We start from the raw sequence: 16862 nt of genomic DNA, 5'->3' as shown, positions 1-16862 counted from the left end.
GAAAGTTGATGGTCTTTTGGTTTGAAGCTATAAGTGGAATTTTAGCGTTTGGTGCCGTTGTTTTTTATTATGCTTCTTTAGGTAGGATGATCACTGCCGAAGAAAAGATAGCTGGCAGAGATTTAACGTATGAGATTCATCCATTTACAGGTTCTGCAAAAGCCATAGACGAGAGTACTAAATAAACAAACGAGAGAAGGTTGTTTCTACAGCCTTCTCTTTTATATCTATCGATACAATTCAATCATCTTATCAGCTAAATATTCAGAGATAAAATGAACTCCGTTTTTCAAAACTAGGCAATGAAGATTCTGAAATTATTACAACTATTATAGTAATGAGTTGAAAATCGAATAAACAATTAAGCATGAAAGCAACTATTTCTCATATGTGTTCTATTTCTAACATGAGTTTGAGATGAATGAGAAGTGTATATACGTGGAAAGAGTAGATTTTTCTATTAAACTTCATTCTATTTCTTTGAGGGGGATAATTCTAACTTGTTCATATCTATTATAAAATTGTAGGTCAATAAAATATCTAACCCTAGAAGTCCTATATGATCTTTAGGGAGAATTCCTACATCCACTTCAATGTCCTTCACTATAAACGTATCAATTTGAATTTCATCCATTATTTTAGTATAAAAAGGCACTGAGCCACCTATCCCATAGGCTTCATAAATATTGTCTCCATATTCATATACTACCCCTATCTCTTCTAAAATATCTGGGCTAATAACTGTGTGAGCTGAGCCTGTATCAATAATAATATCATTCACTTTTAGTATTCTTCCGCGAAAAGTAATAATGAGAGATGTTGTTAGGAGTTGTCCATCAGATGAAATTTGCATTAAATTCGTCTCGCTCTTAATAACGGATCTTTACGAATATGGACAATACATCTCTCGTTCGACGTATGGTAAACAATGTTGCCTGGTTTTACTTTAAAGAACTCTTTATTAGCGTATTCACTTGAAATAGAGCGAATGGGTGCTACTTCATCGATTATTTTTTTTCCATTTTCCTCATGATAGTCGAGGATTGATAGTAATACAAATTGATTAGGAAATAATTCCCTAACTTCTTGCCACTTCATAATAAATCCCTCCTTTTTATCTTATTATAAACGATTAAACTACGAAATTAATACTCCTTGTATGTTCTTTAAAAACATAGATGAAAAAAAGAAGTTGGGGAGGTTTTGTTTTACTGCCTTCCCTATTTGATTGAAAGATCTATCGATACAATTCAATCATTTGATCTGCAATATATTCAGAACTAAAATGAACCCCGTCTTTAAGCCACCACATAATGATTCCCAAGGTAGAGGAAGCAAGTATATCCATTGATAAAACGATTTCCTTACTGTCGGAATCTTCTCTGACACGTTGGAGGACAATCGAATCCTTTAAGATCATTTGTAATTTTTTCTTAAAGCCGCTGTGTTCGAAGAGAACAGCTAAAAGTTTACGATGCTGATAAAAATAATCTAAAAACAGGATTAAGCGATCTCGATTATTTTTATTATCAATTTGAAGTATTGGTGTTGTTTCCAACAACAGGTTGTCGAAAATATCGTACACTAGCTGTCTTAATAAATCATTTATATCTAAGAAATGCAAATAAAAAGTTGCGCGATTTAACTCAGCACGCTTAGTAATTTGTTGGACGGTAAGTTTGGATATGTCTGGATTCTCAATTAATATATCTACCGTAGCTTTTTTCAGTAGTCGTTTAGAGCGTGCAGCACGTGGATCCTGCTTTTTTGATGTCGTCAATTTTATTCTCCTTATCTATTATTTCCGATTTCTTTGATACTTTTTGCAAATATGTCGTTTAGTTAACACATTTTAAAAAATTGTAAATAGGAATCAATAAAAATACATGTTATTCTATATTTTATTGTCACAGTGTTAAAAAAGCAAATGAAGAAAGGAACTTGTCTATGCCAGAATCAATCAATAAAAAAGTATTGTTAACCGTGTTAATTTTAGGGTGTTTTCTTTCCACGCTCAACCAAACGCTGTTAAACGTTGCCTTAAGTAATTTAATGGATGTATTTTCTGTTTCTGCGCCAACTGTACAGTGGCTATCAACAGGATTTATGTTAATAAACGGGGTTTTGGTCCCTATTACCGCATTTTTAATGAAGCGTTTTTCAACACGTCAATTATTTATCAGCTCCATGTTATTTCTATTAATAGGCTCCATTTTATGCGCAGCAGCGCCTACATTTTCTATCTTACTTACAGGACGTATGATACAAGCTATTGGTGCAGGAATTATTATGCCATTATTAATGAGTGTCGTTATGTTTATTTTTCCACCAGAAAAAAGAGGCAGTATGATGGGACTAATTGGTCTCGCTATTATTTTCGCTCCAGCCATTGCGCCAACATTAGCCGGTTTTGTCATTGAATACTTTTCATGGCGCTGGTTATTTATCGGTCTAATACCACTTGTCGTAATCGTACTATTATTATCCATGAAATATTTGATCAATGTTTCAGAAACGGCAAAGGCGAAGCTAGATGTTGTAAGTGTTATTTTTTCCACTATTGGTTTTGGGCTAATTTTATATGGATTTAGTAATGCTGGTAGCAGAGGATGGGATGATAAACTTGTTATTATTACTATCCTAATAGGGATTATCACTACTTTCCTATTCTGTCTGAGACAAATGAAGTCATCGGATCCATTACTCAACTTAAATGTATTTAATAATAAAGTATTTACACTAACATCGATCATTAACATTATTGTGACGATGATGATGTATGCAGATATGATTTTATTACCAATCTATCTTCAAGATGGACGAGGATTTACGGCATTTAATGCAGGGTTGCTATTATTGCCAGGTGCAGTAATTAATGCTTTTATGTCGCCTGTTACTGGAAAATTGTATGATCGTTTTGGAGCCAAACCATTATTCATTATTGGTTTGATCTTCATCATTCCTTCCATGTGGGTGGTAACCGATTTAACAGAGACAACAACCTTTGTTTTTCTCATGATACGAACCATTTTTCTTCGAATTGGTTTAAGCTTTATTACAATGCCATTGAATACGGCTAGTTTGAATGCTTTACCAAAGGTACTGGTAACACATGGTACGGCCGTGAATAATACATTACGTCAAATAGCAGGTGCAATTGGAACGGCAGTAGTTATAACCGTATTTACTGTACAAACAACTAGCCATGCAGAAACACTAATGAAAGAAACACCAAATGCAACAGCTGATATGATTCGCAAGCTGGCTTCCATATTAGGTTCAAGTGATGCGTATTATTTCATGACCATTTTAGCTATTGTGGCATTGATATTAACTTTCTTTGTACCGTCAAAAGCAAAGACGAAAGTACAGCCTAAAGAACAAGCTCAACCATTAACTAGAAAACCAACAAAAGATAAAGTATGACCATGCTATTAAGGATCTGTCCCAAGTTTATTTACAACTTGGGACAGTTTTTTTTCATCTTACAGGTACTAATCCCTTATTTTAAATCTTTAGTCATCATAATGAATACCATCGGATATCCATAGAAATCACCGATATTTTCCTTAACAACCTTAAATCCTTCTTTTTCATAGAATACTATATTCGGATTTCCCTTATAAACCGTTAACGAGAGAGTACTTGGATTCCTGTAATAATTAATTCCGGTGCTTAATAATTGTTTGCCAATTCCTAGTCCTTGGAAACTTGGATGAATATAGATGGACTCTAAGTAGATATCTTTCTTCGTTAAGTCGCCTGAAAAAAAGGCGTATCCTGTTATTTCGTCCTTGTATTCTGCAACTAGCGTTAAAGAGGAGTTCAATCGATTATCCATTTCCTAAAATGAAGTTTACCAATAAATAGTAACATAGATGAATCTTATGAACGATGTAAAAATGGCAGGGATCCTCACAAATAGAGTGATCAAAAGGAAGGATGAATGGATTTTGCATTTTCAACAGCAATATTCCATGCTAAACTAATATTATCAGAATTTTCCATATGTGATTGGTGATTAATAGATACCGTACCCATTTATGTTGATGCGATTTATAAGGGGCTAAGATACGTAACCATAACTTAAGAAACCTGCAAATAACAGGAATGACAATAGAGCATATTCCAGCTGAATTATTGGAAGTATATGATCAAACACAAAAAAGAGATAATTTTAACTTGTTTGAGTAATCGTTTTAGTAAAGTTTAATCAAAAAATAAATTAGGTGTGATGAAATGAAACAAGGTTATTGGGAGAAGGAATACAGAAATGTGGAAAACTTATGGGGATATGCACCAAGCAATCAGCTGTCAAAGTATATTGACCTCATTCCTAAAAGTGGAAAGATATTAGATATTGGGATTGGAGAAGGTAGAAATGCAATCTTTTTAGCAATGAAAGGGTACGAGGTAGAAGGTATAGATATTTCGAACACTGCAATTAAAAGGTGTATGGAGCTCTCGAAAGAATATAATCTGCGTATTGATGCAAAGGTTGATGACATAAGAACTTTTGATGTTAAACCTGGAGCATATTCCTGCATTATTTTGTCTAATGTATTAAACTTTTTCACGGATAACGATATTAAAGATATAATGACAAAATTAAGAAATGGATTACAGCAAAACGGTTTAATCTATATCAATGTATTTGATGAGGAGGAACCTAGTTTAACAAAAGTAAAAGAAAGATGCCATAGATTAGCAGATTTAACATTTTATGATGAGAAAAATAATATGTATCTTCATTATTTTACCAAAGAGGAACTTGGAAGTTTAGTAGCTGGGTATGAAACAATCAGCTTGGTTAAATCAAACTTTTTAGATATTACGCATGGGAACCCTCATTATCATAGTACGTTAGAAATTTTATCTAGAAAGAAAGAGGGATAATCCTTAGTTGGAGAAATAAACGCATTAAGAATGGGAACGATTTTTAGTCAGATATACAAATACATAATAGAACCGGTCAAGTTATAAAGAAAGAAACTCTCCATATAAAACAAATAGGGTTAGGTGAAGGTAAATGGATGAATCAAAAAGAAGTAAAAGGAAAAGCGGGACTAAATATTTCTATATGGAGTATCGCTCTACTATTACTAATCGGCTTTGGTACATACGGATTTTATCATCATTTTTCCACAAATACGATTGAGGATTCTGTTGTATCGGCAGAGGGAGAGGCTATCGATATAAGTATTGAAGCGAGTAAAAGTACAGAAAAGGAAGCAGAAGTGGACATTAGCAAAATTGATTATGAATATTGGCATGAGTATCGGGTTATATCGACCATGCACGAAATGACTCATCAGAAAGTACATGCATCCCCATGATTTCAAGAATAGTTGGACCGAGAAATCTTAAAAAGGCAGACTCTGTTAATGTAATCTTTGCTTTTGGAGGAAGGTTTTCTGTTATGGTGGTAGCAGCTACTGCTGTATGAAATGATGTGAAAAGTAGTATTAGAAAAAAGAGTGTTCTCATAATAAAATTTCTCCTAAGGATGTTTTATTACAATTATCTTTTGTTATTAAACGGGATATATACGAATCTGTTGGAAGGTCTAAACTTAATAAAATGGTATTTACATGATTCTTAGGGATATGAAGTGATTTTATATTAGCAAGGGAGATAGTATGAAAAAATATTTATTATTAGCTATTCCTATTATATATTGGAGAAATAGTATACTTTATTTTGAAAGCGAAGCTATCATTAATTTAATTGTGGTGTTAACTTGTTTATTCTACCTATTAAGAATTACAGTTATTAAAAATCTAACAGATTGGATAATAAGTGTTTTATTTTTTGGTTATTTTTGTATCTTGTTTAATAGAACTGTATTTTTTAGAGGATTTACATTGTTAGGTGACCATGATTTAACGATAGAATATATATATAATGTTTTTTATACAACGAACTTCATCCCTTTAAAAAGTATCCTGGTTCAATTGCAAGCATCTTTACTATATCAAATTATTGGAAACACCATCATGCTGGCGCCTTTTTCATTTAGCATGCTTTACTTCAAATGGACAAAAAATTATAAGAAGACATTTTGGTATTCCTTGCTGATTACAATAGGAATTGAGTTCATCCAATTCGTTGAAAACGTAATTTACCGCTTATTTCAAATCGGGATGAATAGAAGTACAGATATTGATGATATTATCTTAAATACTTTTGGTGCTTGTATAGGTATGGTATGTTATTATCTTTGGAATAAGATAGAGCATAAATATATAAGGAAAGATTCTTGGATGAATGTTAGATAATATTTTTTGGATACTAGGTCATCAATCTGTAGTTTATTTCAAATTATCTTAATGATTTTGGAGTATCCTTTCAAATGTGATTTCTTAGAAAATACGGAGGTTGAATTAGTGCAAACATTCTTTCCAATTAATATTACTTTAAAATCGAAAAACCATTCAAGAAAATCAAAAGAAACACGAAGTTTAAAATTATCGCAGTAATACATTTGAGAAAAGGTTCTTTAAGTACAATAGCGCCTATACCAAGAAGTATTCCAATAAAGGAGACAGTTGGAGTAGCACCGATCATTAGTAAGATTAAGAGACCAAACAAATCAGCTAAGATTTGGAAAGTAGAAGCAATGTAGAAACACAGAATTCCTATAATATTTATAGCTACACAAATATAGGACAATTTATTCGCCGGCATGATAAAACCTCCTTGTATCACCTTTCTATGTCACTTCAATTTTTATAATTGATAATATAATTTGTTATTTACTGTAATATTCTTGAAATTTTTTTATATTTAGAATTATAAAACAATAAACAGGAGAAAGTCGATTGATTTTCCAATTAATTGAAATCAATCATAAGACGATGATAGTATTTTCTTCAAACAAAGTAGCTTAATAGGAGGAATCATTATGGAATTCTATTGGTTCGGATTACTATTCTGGTTATTAGTCGGTGTCTCATGCCTATTACTCATAATTGGTTTAAGGAAGGTATCCTGGAAAGCTTTATTCATTAGTGGGATATTCCTTTTAATCCCATCACTCTATTTTATTGGAGCAGAAAATTGGTTGAAAATAGTGGTAGTACTGCCGTTAATTCCGTTTTTGTTTGCATATCGAATGAAAAAGAGGATATAACGATTGAAAAATATTTGATTTAGTAATAGATAACGAGCTATGACTTTCTGTTGCATTGAGAAAAAGTGCCTAATAACATTAGATAAATATAATTAGGCTTGAATTTTTACCTCGAGGAATTTATTAGATGGCATATCAAGTGAACCGCAAACTTTCTAAACATACTCTTGAAATCCCTTCCACATGACTTTCGTTTACTTTCATAATATGTATCATTATAATTTATCTTTTTTTATACCGTTTGGTTCATCCATATTCCGAAAGTAGGTTGACAGTAGGCTAGTAGCTTTTTGTGTGTTTAATGATGTATCAAAAGAATGATATGGGTTTTCAAACTTGCTAATGTTAAAGGGAAAAAGATTGGTAGAATCAAATCCAATCTGCGAAAGTCTTTTTAAATAAAAAGAATAATAGCTTTCCTTCTGTTTTGGACCAACATGTATAATTCCTGTGAAATCCATTTCTATCATTTCGATTATTGCTTTTGCCAAATCATCAATATGAACAAAGGATTTGAACGTGTCGGCAGCAGCATTCGCATATCCATTTGTGTTTATCTTATGAATGATGCGCTGTGTTCTGGTTTCAATCATGTGATTGGCATCTTCGCCATATAGGGGACCAGTACGAATTAGGACATGGTTTGCATGATTTGCAAGGATTAAGTCTTCCCCAACGTGTTTGGCATTTACATATGTAGATAAAGGAGCTTCACTAGGAAGAAATCCTGGTTGCTCTGTTTCAGCATAGTTACCTTTACCATCTACAAAAACGGCGTCTGTTGATAAATATATTAATTTAGTTTCCTTTGAAATGGCAGATAATAAATGGTTGAGACCAACTTCTATAAGATGATTTTCCTTTTCCCCATCCATTAAAGACCAGATAACTACATCTGGATCAATATGATTGACTAGTTGTGTTACCTGATGTTTGTTCCTTATATCTAGTTGTAAAATATTTGTACATGCATTATTGGAGCGAGAAGTGCCGCAAACGTAATAATTAGGATTTAACCCAGCTAGTTTAAATAAGGATGAACCGAAAAATCCAGTGGAACCTAATATCATTATTTTCATAAAGAATACTCCTGTTTCGTATATTTAGAAAAATCTGTTAAAATGATTTTATCATAAAAAATTCATACTAGCATATAAAAGAGAAGTTTGAGAGGATATGTAAAATGGCAAAAACAACAGTTATAAACCACTTACTGAAGATCAATTGAAAAAAAGGGAAGAGGAACTGCAAAAAGCCAAAACTTTTACCAACAAATATGGTGTAGTTATTGAAAAAGAGGATTGTATTCGTTTAATGGGATTAGGGTATGATTTTCAGGATATAGAAAACTTGACTCAGGAAGAATACAATTTAAATAATGGAATAACTGGAGAAGATATGGGGATACAAACAACCTATATTAAAACAACTTATATTTATAAAGAAAATTCATCTCAAACTAATGAGAACGTTGCGTTTAGTACAACTTCTAATGAAAGTGATATTACTGTAATAGAGCAGAAAGATGAGATATTAACAGAAAAAGAATTTTATGAAGAATTAGAACAAGAAAATGAATCTACTTTTTCAACTTTAAGTGATAGTGATTTACTAAAAGAAACAACTTATAAAATAATGGACGCAACATTAACTAAATTATCTACTGGAAAATATAGAATTACAACCAGTTTACGATGGAAAAAAATGCCTATTAATAGACTGGAGGATGTTATTGCAGCTGCTCCAAGAAGACCAGATTATTTTACTTTAAGTCGTTCAAGTAGACAAGGTAAACAATATTACGAAGCTTCTGGAAGGTATTATGCAGGTGATGGAGTTTACAAAACAAGTAATGTTTCAGATACAATTGAATATGGAGCAAGTAGCTCTAAGTGGAAAGATGAATTTGACGGTATGGCGTTAGTATCAAATCTAAAGGATAATTATATAGGAAAAGTAAATGGAGAAAATGTTTCCTACAAAGTTAATTATATTAAAATTAAAATGTGGTATGACTTTTCGTTTGCAAAGTCTTATGGATATGATTACGTAGAAGTAAAAAGTGCATATAAACATAGAACAAGCGACGGTGGGTTGAATTTGGATAGCATAGAAATAACATATGGCGCACCGGTAATAAACTTGGGGGCAAATGGAAATGCTAAATATGATGGTGAAATTACGTTAATTCCTTCTATTAAAAAATAAAAGAAGGGGAGACAAACAATTGCCCGCTGATAAAGCTGAATAATTCCTATTAAAATAGCAATATTCATTAAAAAAATCCAACTATTACGAAAATCTAAATTAGAATTTCGCATGATAGTTTGGGTTTTCTTTAGCTAAAATACTTTTCTCTCAGCTTTTTTTTAATTTTGTAAGTTTTCAGGTAATCTTCTTAAATTATCATTTATTTCATTTAAATAAAGACTTAAATCATTAGAAAGATTATGTATTTCTATACCAATAAAAATTAAAGCGCAAAAAATAGCAAATAATAAAATAGAGATTACTTTATTCATCGATATATCTCCTTTTATTTTCCATTATGTTACCATATCTTAATTTTTTTTCAATTTTTATTATTATTGATTTTCTGTAAATAAATCAAATTGTGTTTAATGTCGGATAATACAATAGTTTTATGGAAAAAAATGGTGTAGATACTGTGAAATAACAATTGTCTTTTAGTGGTAGCAAACAACTTTCCATAGATTGGTTGGTCATTGTATTGTTCTAGCTTTTTTTAATATGATTAATTGTCGTAAGATTCTGGAACTGTATTTTGAAGAAATCAGTCAGAGAACCATTAGTTTAGTTCTATCACTGGATAGTCAAGGAATACAGTTTCCGTTAATTGTCCATAGAAACTTGGTGTGGAACCTCCTGTATATCAGTGTCATGCTTGAATCATGCAACATAATTACACAAGAGCTTTCGTGATACTATTTATATTGGTTCTTCAATCTGCACAAAGTGGTTAAAACTTCGCATACGCGGCTCATTTCTTCTGCAATAATTAAATGGTTTAGCTTCTTAAATGAAAATAAGAAAGAGGTTCTTGTCACATTAGAAGGGGAAAAAATGTTTGTCGAGACTATATTTAGAGAAACGCTGAACGGGGAAGAATATATCTACTGGTATTCTGTCCAAGGCGAAGATGGGCAAGAAGTAGAACAATCGGAGCACTGGATTGATAAAAAGCATATTGAGTTTTGGAACGAATGCATAGACGAAACGTTTAAGCCAGTTGATTTAAAGACGGAAGTTGTTATGATACCTCAAAAAGTGAAAGATAGTATGAAGTAAAGGATCTCTTTTAGGAGGTCCTTTATATATATCCTAAAAAAATAAGCAGCTGAATGGTTTTCTTAAGTATTAGTTATGAAAAAAATCATTGCTGACTAGACTTTCATTCGTCTCGATTTACTTTCTCAATATTGCAGCAAGGAAAACAATAGTATATTCTTGGTTTAGGTTATATGGTTCATCAACTTAAACCATTAAACTGATTGTTGGAGGGATTTTACTAAATGAATAAACAGGACCAACTTAATATAATCAAAGAGGATTTTATAAATTGTCAAAAGGTACTACTGGCAATTGGAGATGAAACTAGGCAATCGATCTTGTTAGTTCTAATGGGGACCGATTGTCAAACAGGACTACGCGTGGGGGAAATCACAGAACAAACACATCTTTCTCGACCTGCTGTATCCCATCATCTTAAGGTTTTACGAGATGCTGGTGTTATTTTAATGCGTAAAGAAGGGACAAAAAACTTTTATTATATCAATGTACGTTCAGAATTAGGTTTATTAAGAACGCTTATGTCGGATATTGATACATTCATGGAGAAGTTTTATTGAATTTAAAATAGACATTATTTGGAGGTATAGGAAATGAAAGCAATGATTATTGATAAGTATGGAAAAGTTCCAATGCGTTTGGCAGAAATGCCGACACCAGAAATTGGAGAGTATGAGGTACTTGCAGAAATTCATGCAGCTAGTATCAATCCTGTTGATTTTAAGATTCGTGATGGGAAAGTGAAATTGTTAGTGAAATATAAAATGCCGCTTATCTTAGGGAATGATTTTTCTGGAGTAGTTGCAAAGGTTGGCGCAAAAGTGACTCGCTTTAAAGTTGGTGATGAAATATATGCACGTCCCCGAAAAAGTAAAATCGGTACTTTTGCTGAATATATCGCCATTCATGAAGATGATATCGCCTTAAAGCCTAAAAATTTGAGCTTTGAAGAAGCAGCATCAATCCCGCTTGTTGGGCTAACCACCTACCAAGCACTTGTAGACATTATGCAGTTACAAAAAGGACAAAAAATATTAATTCAAGCTGGGGCAGGGGGTGTAGGTACTTTTGCTATTCAACTGGCAAAAATAATGGGAGCCACTGTTGCAACGACTGCAAGTGAAGCTGGTGCGAATTTAGTGAAATCTCTTGGTGCAGATGAGATTATAAATTATAAGACTGAAAAATTCGAAGAGAAACTGAAAAACTATGATGCTGTATTTGATACACTTGGAGGCGAGATACTGGAAAAATCATTCGGAGTGGTAAAAAGCGGAGGAAAAATTGTTTCCGTTTCGGGATTACCGAATGCGCGCTTTGGGAGAGAATATGGTTCAGGATTTTTTAAAACATTGTTGTTTTCAGCAGCGAGTCATAAACTTACTGCCCTTGAAAAAAAGCATCATGTTCAATATTCCTTTTTGTTTATGAAGCCAAGTGGTGAGCAATTACGTACCATCGCAAACTATATCGAGGCTGGTAAGATCAAACCTATCATTGATAGAGTTTATCCTTTTGAAAATGCTCAAGAAGCGATGGAATATGCGGAGACAGGAAGGGCGAAAGGGAAAATAATAGTGAAAATTAGATAGTAGTCATTTTAGGAATGATGTTCTTTTGATGTTAGAAAATGATGAAGTAAAGGACCTATATTAGGAGGTCCTTTACTAATATAAACGTTACTGCTGTATGATCTGAATAAGGTTACCACAAGTATCATCAAATACAGCTATAGTGATATCACCCATTTTTGTCGGCTCCATCGTAAAATGAACACCCTTATCCAATAACCGTTTGTATTCTTCATGAATATCAGCAACCCCAAACATAGTCGCTGGGATACCCTGTTCAAATAATTTCTTTTGGTAGTCGTTAGCGATCGGATTCTCATTCGGTTCGAGAACAAGCTCGGTACCGCCTTGATCTTCGGAAGAAACAACGGTGATCCATCGGAATTTTCCACTAGGTACGTCGTGCTTCTTTACAAAGCCTAGCGTTTCTGAATAGAACTTTAATGCTTTGTCTTGATCTTCTACGAATAAACTGGTAACAATGATTTTCATCCTTTTTGGCTCCTTTGATATTGGTATGAATGATGCTTTGATAATAATCAAGGTGTAAGCAAATAACTTATACAGTCTCCAAAATTCTTATTCTTAACCTTTTATCACCGAGATAGTTTCTAAAATTACTCTAACCATCCTTTCAACAAATCTTTAAGTGGTTCATTGTTATAAAGGAGCACTCGATATTTTCCCTTTCGTTTTGATTGTACAAGTCCTGCATCTTCTAATAATGAAAGATGTTTCGCTATCCCTTGTCGTGAAATGGTAAGGTTATGTTTCATAATGAGACGAGCAGTAAGTTCATATAATGTCATCTCATTCCGTTCAGATAGTTCATCTAGTATTAGTCGCCGATTTGAATCGGCAAGTGCTTTAAATATAGCGTCTTTGTCCCACATATATTGATTATAAGTAACTATTTGGTTGCTTGTCAATGAGGGGAACTAAATGGTTGCGTAATTTCAATGACATATAGATATTAGTATTTTTGTTTAAGCCTGTTTTCGTAAACTTTGTTGTTTATTGAGAATAACAGTAGTATGGTAAAATAAAGATAAATAAGTGACTTTTGAAAGATAGAATAAATAATTTGTAAAGAGGTGTTATTGTGTATCTTCTTTTATCAATAGTTTTATCAACAATATTAGGCTTCATTTTATTTATGATTGGACCACCACAAATAATAGGAGTTATCGCTTTTGGTATAGTTTTAGGCTGTTTGTTCAGAGGGATATACTTGCTAAATGACATTGGCAAACGACTTTCAAAAATTGAACCAAAAAATGATAAGGTTAAAGATGCATTAGACAGATATTTGGAAGAAAAGGAGAATATTAATTAAGAATAGTTGGAAACTTTTATCCTATTGTTTATTTATGACAGAGACCACAAGGTATTAACAGTTGTTTTGTTTGAGTATTGATAAGCTGTAAGAAGCATTTGTTCTACTCGATTTTCAAATGCCGGATTTTCCCTAATTTGAGCTAGCGGAACTAATTAGATTGCTATCAAGATATATGGCCTTGAAATTTAACTTATTTCTAGTAAATCAATTGAAATCCATCTTACTGCATCTATCAAATCATCAGCTATGTAATCAGGTTCAATTCCTTTCCTGTTATCACGATGGGTAGAAAGTGAATCAATTCCCCATCCAGTTTTAACTAACACTTTTTTATTCCTGCTCTGTCAGCCGCAATCATATCTGAACTACCCGTGTCCCCAACAACATAACATTCATTAAGATTTAAATTATGCTTTTTTTGTGCTTCCAACAAAAGACCAATATTGGGTTTTTGGCATTGGCATCCTTCATTAGGTTTATGAGGACAATAGAAAATTCCATTTAAATACGCAGACTGTTTTGCTAAATCTTCTTCCATCATTTGAAATCTCTTGAGTAATTCTTGTTCAGTAAAAAACCCTCGACCAACTCTTGTTTGGTTAGTAAATAAAAATACTTTTAAACCTAACTCATTTAAAGCTTTTATTGATTTAGGAGAAAATTTATACGTTGAAAATTTAAACGGATGGATTCCTCCACCAGTTTCGCCAATTGTTCCATCACGATCTAGAAAAACAGCCTTCATCATTTACACCACCTGATTAACAAATTTTCCCAATGCCATACCTTAACCTAAAAATCTACTCGAAATTTAAATAAGAAACCATTTATATAACATCAACTTTGTTAAGCTAAGTGTATCAAAAGTTTTCAAATTTATATATATCAAATCCAACTCATTGTTTGTTCAGCACGAAGACTTAAATGCTGATAATTTTCAGTTTTTTAGAAGTTGCATCTATGTGTGACAGGCAACTATCTATAGCCATTTTACGAACCATTATTGAAACTTACTGAATTTGATGACCTACTAAAACTAAAACCAACATTTGAGTTGGATTTAAATCTTTACAATATTAACATCGCAATGTTGACACAAAAGTTAATAAGATGGTTGTTGAAGGCTACCTGTTTCCAACAGAAACCATCTATGATAAAATTTTGTTATCAGAATTTTCCAATTTCCAAAAGAACAATAAACAAATAAATAAGAAAGAAGTGGATCGGGAGAGGACGAGACTAATAATGATTATTGATAAAGATAAATATTTTTTAGAGTTAGCATTGCAAGAAGCAGCAAAAGCATTGGATGAGAATACATATCCAATTGGAGCAGTTATAGTGGATGAAAACTATAATTTAATTGCAAAAGGTCGTAATAGAGTACATACCGAACAAGATGCAACCGCTCACGCTGAAATTGACGCAATACGAAAGGCAGGCAAATCTATATTTAATGCAAAAGTAAATCGTGAAAAGTTTACGATTTATACCTCGTTGGAACCTTGTCCGATGTGCACTGGCGGAATATTATTTGCCAATATCAAAAAAGTAGTCTGGTTACTTAACGATGATATTGGTTTTGGTGGTTATAAAAAAATACAAGGTTCCAAAGTATTTGATAAGAGATTTTGTGAGGTTGAAGTAGTTGAAGAACCTTTTGATGATTTGAAAGAGAAACAAATGGAATTGATGAAACGATGGGCATTAAATCCTAATAATGTTATAAACTTACGTAAAGTGGTTTTACAAGAAAGAGTTTAAACGAATAAGGGACTAAAATAACAGAGCGCATTCTTATTGATAAAAATAGACACTATCCTTTAACGTAGAATAATTTTTAAAAAGCAAATATTGTGTTCATATAGTCTATGAATAAGGAGCTATTTTCAATTAAATAAATAAGGTTTAGTTGAAACAATTGTTTAAAACTAACAGTTGAAATTACCTTTAAAGGGAGTGGAAAATTTGGCTACTTGGGTAACTCATTTTAGGATTGCTGAAGAATTATTAAAAACAGGACATCCTGTATCAAAAATAGATTTTTTGGTTGGGAATATTGGACCAGATTGTGGACTGATTGGAGAGGATGGAAAACCTACACCTCCCAAAAAAATTACTCATTTCGAGATGGAAGGGAAAATCAATTCTGATTCTTTTTACCACCAATATCTCTCTAACGAAAAAGAGAGCTCGATTAATAAATTTTCTTATTACCTTGGCTATTATATCCATTTGGTGACGGATGAGAAATGGATTGAATTCACTGATCAAAAGAAAAAAGAAGAGGTGTTCGAGGAGATATTAAACACTCCTGAATATACTCCTCTCGTTAAAAAAGACTGGTACGGTTTAGATTTTTTATATCTTAAAAATCATAAAGATAATATTTTTTGGACGGAGTTTCAACATATCACAGATTTTCCAGAATACCTAGAATTCTTTCCGCAAGGACAAACAGTTGAACAGATTAGAAATATCACTAATTTTTATTATAATAACACGATTAATGATGACCATAAATTTATATATCTTACGTTAAATGAAGTCGATAAATTTGTAGAAAATACTGTACAAGTGGTCAAAGAATTAATAAATGATAGGATGCGGATAGAGATAGTATAACAGGGTTTAGAATAGTAAATAAATTTTCCTAGGAATAGACATCAAGGAAACCAGTTAATGATGCTTGGTCATCTTAAACTATAGGGTGCTTTTCTTAAATGGAAGGAAGCACTTTTCTTATGTCTCTATCGGGCAGGATAGTGAAACAGGGATATGGATCGAATTTTTTAAATATAAAAGAAGTTTTAGGTGAAGAATTAGCTAACCTATTTTTTGGAGGAGACGATGGAAAAAGTATTAGGGAAAGTTACATGTTTTATTACGAGAATAAAACATAACAAACTTGAACTTCTTTTAATTCAGCATCCAACTGCAGGTAATCAAATACCAGCGGGTACAGTAGAAATAAATGAAGACTTTCAAAAGGCTGCAATGAGAGAAACAATTGAAGAAACAGGTCTAACAGAATTTATTTCATGCAGAAGTATTGGAAAGCAGGAACAAATCTTAGAGGGTTCCTACATAATTTTTGATAAGGCCAAAATATATTCAAGACCAGATATATCGAGTTTACAATGGGCAGAAATAAGAAGAGGTATTACTGTTCTACACGAACGAAGTCGAGGAGATTTTGTGCAAATTTCTTATAAAGAAGGAGATAAATTTCCAAACCCCAATTACATAACATATCAGATAACTGGTTGGGCGGAAAAATCAAATTTAGCTTCAAAAGTAGCAAGACAATTTTACCTTCTGCAATCAAACAGTCAAGTTGATGAATGGGAAATAGAGACAGATAATCACCGCTTTAAATTATTTTGGTCTCCATTAGATAACTTACCACAGATTGTTTTTCCTCAAAATGAGTGGCTTGATTACTTTTTAAATGAAATGAATAATTTGTAAAAGCAATGGGTGCTTTCCTCAAATAAAAGGGATTTCTCTT

Annotated in this window: 25 protein-coding genes; 14 read left to right on the top strand and 11 right to left on the bottom strand. The window is 32.4% G+C overall.

Going from position 1 to position 16862, the window contains the following annotated elements:
• Positions 1-8 precede the first annotated feature (8 nt).
• Complete coding sequence (locus tag RTL21_RS16310; RefSeq protein ID WP_312097286.1) at positions 9-185, top strand: hypothetical protein; 177 nt, start codon at positions 9-11, stop codon at positions 183-185.
• A 287-nt stretch (positions 186-472) separates the two neighbouring features.
• Here RTL21_RS16310 and RTL21_RS16305 read toward each other — a convergent pair whose 3' ends face one another.
• From RTL21_RS16305 to RTL21_RS16295, 3 genes are all read right to left on the bottom strand, one after another.
• Positions 473-781 carry a retropepsin-like aspartic protease gene (locus tag RTL21_RS16305; RefSeq protein ID WP_312097284.1) on the bottom strand — a complete coding sequence of 103 codons (309 nt, stop codon included), beginning with the start codon at positions 779-781 and terminating at the stop codon, positions 473-475.
• Positions 782-852: 71 nt separating this feature from the next.
• On the bottom strand, positions 853-1098 hold the full coding sequence (locus RTL21_RS16300; protein ID WP_312097282.1) for a hypothetical protein: 246 nt from the start codon (positions 1096-1098) through the stop codon (positions 853-855).
• Between the two features lie 139 nt (positions 1099-1237).
• On the bottom strand, positions 1238-1780 hold the full coding sequence (locus RTL21_RS16295) for a TetR/AcrR family transcriptional regulator (RefSeq protein WP_312097280.1): 543 nt from the start codon (positions 1778-1780) through the stop codon (positions 1238-1240).
• A 167-nt stretch (positions 1781-1947) separates the two neighbouring features.
• On the opposite strand from RTL21_RS16295, the gene RTL21_RS16290 reads away from it, so the two are divergent.
• Positions 1948-3426, top strand: a complete 1479-nt coding sequence (locus tag RTL21_RS16290) for a DHA2 family efflux MFS transporter permease subunit (RefSeq protein WP_312097278.1) — start codon at positions 1948-1950, stop codon at positions 3424-3426.
• A 76-nt stretch (positions 3427-3502) separates the two neighbouring features.
• On the opposite strand, the gene RTL21_RS16285 is transcribed toward RTL21_RS16290, so the two are convergent.
• On the bottom strand, positions 3503-3829 hold the full coding sequence (locus RTL21_RS16285) for a GNAT family N-acetyltransferase (RefSeq protein WP_312097276.1): 327 nt from the start codon (positions 3827-3829) through the stop codon (positions 3503-3505).
• A gap of 410 nt (positions 3830-4239) precedes the next feature.
• On the opposite strand from RTL21_RS16285, the gene RTL21_RS16280 reads away from it, so the two are divergent.
• The 3 genes from RTL21_RS16280 to RTL21_RS16270 all read left to right on the top strand — a co-directional run bounded on the left by RTL21_RS16280 (position 4240) and on the right by RTL21_RS16270 (position 6278).
• Entirely contained in the window at positions 4240-4896 is a 657-nt protein-coding gene (locus RTL21_RS16280) for a class I SAM-dependent methyltransferase (RefSeq protein WP_312097274.1), read from the top strand.
• Positions 4897-5033: 137 nt separating this feature from the next.
• Positions 5034-5336, top strand: coding sequence for a hypothetical protein (locus RTL21_RS16275; protein WP_312097272.1), 303 nt, complete (start codon positions 5034-5036; stop codon positions 5334-5336).
• Positions 5337-5639: 303 nt separating this feature from the next.
• Positions 5640-6278 (top strand): VanZ family protein, encoded by a 639-nt coding sequence (locus RTL21_RS16270; RefSeq protein WP_312097271.1) that lies wholly within the window; start codon positions 5640-5642, stop codon positions 6276-6278.
• A gap of 133 nt (positions 6279-6411) precedes the next feature.
• Here RTL21_RS16270 and RTL21_RS16265 read toward each other — a convergent pair whose 3' ends face one another.
• Entirely contained in the window at positions 6412-6687 is a 276-nt protein-coding gene (locus RTL21_RS16265) for a hypothetical protein (protein ID WP_312097269.1), read from the bottom strand.
• 217 nt (positions 6688-6904) lie between these two features.
• On the opposite strand from RTL21_RS16265, the gene RTL21_RS16260 reads away from it, so the two are divergent.
• On the top strand, positions 6905-7132 hold the full coding sequence (locus RTL21_RS16260; protein WP_312097267.1) for a hypothetical protein: 228 nt from the start codon (positions 6905-6907) through the stop codon (positions 7130-7132).
• Between the two features lie 215 nt (positions 7133-7347).
• Here RTL21_RS16260 and RTL21_RS16255 read toward each other — a convergent pair whose 3' ends face one another.
• Positions 7348-8211 (bottom strand): sugar nucleotide-binding protein, encoded by an 864-nt coding sequence (locus RTL21_RS16255; RefSeq protein WP_312097265.1) that lies wholly within the window; start codon positions 8209-8211, stop codon positions 7348-7350.
• A 145-nt stretch (positions 8212-8356) separates the two neighbouring features.
• Here RTL21_RS16255 and RTL21_RS16250 point away from each other — a divergent pair, with 145 nt between their 5' ends.
• Positions 8357-9340 carry a hypothetical protein gene (locus RTL21_RS16250; RefSeq protein WP_312097263.1) on the top strand — a complete coding sequence of 328 codons (984 nt, stop codon included), beginning with the start codon at positions 8357-8359 and terminating at the stop codon, positions 9338-9340.
• 161 nt (positions 9341-9501) lie between these two features.
• On the opposite strand, the gene RTL21_RS16245 is transcribed toward RTL21_RS16250, so the two are convergent.
• On the bottom strand, positions 9502-9654 hold the full coding sequence (locus RTL21_RS16245; protein WP_312097261.1) for a hypothetical protein: 153 nt from the start codon (positions 9652-9654) through the stop codon (positions 9502-9504).
• Positions 9655-10108: 454 nt separating this feature from the next.
• On the opposite strand from RTL21_RS16245, the gene RTL21_RS16240 reads away from it, so the two are divergent.
• The 3 genes from RTL21_RS16240 to RTL21_RS16230 all read left to right on the top strand — a co-directional run bounded on the left by RTL21_RS16240 (position 10109) and on the right by RTL21_RS16230 (position 12033).
• The gene (locus tag RTL21_RS16240; protein ID WP_312097259.1) at positions 10109-10441 is read left to right on the top strand and encodes a DUF6176 family protein; all 333 of its coding nucleotides are present in this window, start codon (positions 10109-10111) and stop codon (positions 10439-10441) included.
• Between the two features lie 224 nt (positions 10442-10665).
• A complete protein-coding gene (locus RTL21_RS16235) occupies positions 10666-11001 on the top strand; it encodes an ArsR/SmtB family transcription factor (protein WP_312097257.1) in 336 nt (111 codons plus the stop codon).
• A gap of 33 nt (positions 11002-11034) precedes the next feature.
• Positions 11035-12033, top strand: a complete 999-nt coding sequence (locus tag RTL21_RS16230; RefSeq protein ID WP_312097255.1) for an NADP-dependent oxidoreductase — start codon at positions 11035-11037, stop codon at positions 12031-12033.
• An 87-nt stretch (positions 12034-12120) separates the two neighbouring features.
• On the opposite strand, the gene RTL21_RS16225 is transcribed toward RTL21_RS16230, so the two are convergent.
• Positions 12121-12504 carry a VOC family protein gene (locus RTL21_RS16225; RefSeq protein WP_312097341.1) on the bottom strand — a complete coding sequence of 128 codons (384 nt, stop codon included), beginning with the start codon at positions 12502-12504 and terminating at the stop codon, positions 12121-12123.
• A gap of 125 nt (positions 12505-12629) precedes the next feature.
• Positions 12630-12905 carry an ArsR/SmtB family transcription factor gene (locus tag RTL21_RS16220; protein WP_312097339.1) on the bottom strand — a complete coding sequence of 92 codons (276 nt, stop codon included), beginning with the start codon at positions 12903-12905 and terminating at the stop codon, positions 12630-12632.
• Between the two features lie 209 nt (positions 12906-13114).
• On the opposite strand from RTL21_RS16220, the gene RTL21_RS16215 reads away from it, so the two are divergent.
• Positions 13115-13348, top strand: coding sequence for a hypothetical protein (locus RTL21_RS16215; RefSeq protein WP_312097253.1), 234 nt, complete (start codon positions 13115-13117; stop codon positions 13346-13348).
• Between the two features lie 188 nt (positions 13349-13536).
• Here the strand turns inward: RTL21_RS16215 and RTL21_RS16210 are convergent, their stop codons facing one another.
• Together RTL21_RS16210 and RTL21_RS16205 are read right to left on the bottom strand one after the other, a co-directional pair.
• Positions 13537-13677, bottom strand: a complete 141-nt coding sequence (locus RTL21_RS16210) for a hypothetical protein (RefSeq protein WP_312097251.1) — start codon at positions 13675-13677, stop codon at positions 13537-13539.
• Positions 13671-14096 carry an HAD-IIIA family hydrolase gene (locus RTL21_RS16205; protein ID WP_312097249.1) on the bottom strand — a complete coding sequence of 142 codons (426 nt, stop codon included), beginning with the start codon at positions 14094-14096 and terminating at the stop codon, positions 13671-13673. Before RTL21_RS16205 ends, RTL21_RS16210 begins: the two co-directional genes overlap by 7 nt.
• A gap of 500 nt (positions 14097-14596) precedes the next feature.
• On the opposite strand from RTL21_RS16205, the gene RTL21_RS16200 reads away from it, so the two are divergent.
• The 3 genes from RTL21_RS16200 (at position 14597) to RTL21_RS16190 (ending at position 16822) form a co-directional block, all read left to right on the top strand.
• Complete coding sequence (locus RTL21_RS16200; RefSeq protein ID WP_312097337.1) at positions 14597-15115, top strand: nucleoside deaminase; 519 nt, start codon at positions 14597-14599, stop codon at positions 15113-15115.
• A 174-nt stretch (positions 15116-15289) separates the two neighbouring features.
• On the top strand, positions 15290-15976 hold the full coding sequence (locus RTL21_RS16195) for a zinc dependent phospholipase C family protein (RefSeq protein WP_312097247.1): 687 nt from the start codon (positions 15290-15292) through the stop codon (positions 15974-15976).
• A 225-nt stretch (positions 15977-16201) separates the two neighbouring features.
• Positions 16202-16822, top strand: coding sequence for an NUDIX domain-containing protein (locus tag RTL21_RS16190; RefSeq protein WP_312097245.1), 621 nt, complete (start codon positions 16202-16204; stop codon positions 16820-16822).
• The last annotated feature ends 40 nt before the right edge of the window (positions 16823-16862 follow it).

The organism is Niallia sp., assembly GCF_031978665.1.
Lineage (GTDB): Bacteria > Bacillota > Bacilli > Bacillales > Cytobacillaceae > Niallia.
Note: the sequence above shows the minus strand (reverse complement) of the source record. Positions and strands in the feature narration are given on the sequence as shown.